The organism is Mycobacterium persicum, assembly GCF_002086675.1.
Taxonomy (GTDB): Bacteria; Actinomycetota; Actinomycetes; order Mycobacteriales; family Mycobacteriaceae; genus Mycobacterium; species Mycobacterium persicum.
The window spans coordinates 1-716 of record NZ_MVIF01000286.1 but is presented as its reverse complement, the minus strand read 5'-3'; the positions used below and the strand labels follow the sequence as shown (position 1 = coordinate 716).

Here is a 716-nt window from a genome sequence, read left to right as displayed (position 1 = left end):
ATGGTGGTGTTGGCGGGGCCGGTGGGGCCGGCGCAGGTGGTGGTCACGGCGGCGCCGGTGGCGGGCTGATCGGCAACGGAGGCGACGGCGGCCAGGGCGGGTCGGCCATGGCGGGCGTCCATGGCGATAGCCCCGGGCGGGGTGGCGACGGCGGCAATGCCGCCGGTCTGATCGGCTCGGGCGGCAACGGCGGTCAGGGCGGCGCCGGCATCGTCGGGGCGAACGCCGTTAACCCCGCGGCCGTCGCCAACCCGGCGACCGGACCGGCCGGGCAAAGCTACGGCGGCACCGGTCAGCCGCCCCCGCCCAATCCGGCCGTCGGCGGCAACGGCGCGGCAGGACCTCAGGGCGGTAACGGCCAAGACGGCGGCAACGGCGGCGCGGGTGGCGACGTGTCCGCACCGGGCTACGGCGCTCCGGGCACCCAAGGCGGTAATGGGGGCGACGGCGGTCCTGGTGGTCCTGGCGGTGGCAACGGCGGCGCCGGAGGGGCCGGTGGCACCGGGAGCACCGACGGGATCGGCTCGTACGGCAACGGTGGCAACGGTGGTAATGGAGGCAACGGCAGCGGACCGGGCGGTGCCGGTGGTGCCGGTGGTGCCGGTGGCTCCAGCGTGGGGTCCCAAGGAGCCGCTTACGCCGGTGTCGGAGGTAACGGCGGCGACGGTGCCCCAAGCGGCGTGGCCGCGGGCGCCGGTGGTAACGGCGGTGCGGGC

Annotated in this window: 1 pseudogene; it reads left to right on the top strand. The window is 76.8% G+C overall.

The window, feature by feature from the left end:
* Window positions 1–107: 107 nt before the first annotated feature.
* Window positions 108–716, top strand: a pseudogene (locus BST40_RS32690) (PE family protein); the annotation flags it as partial.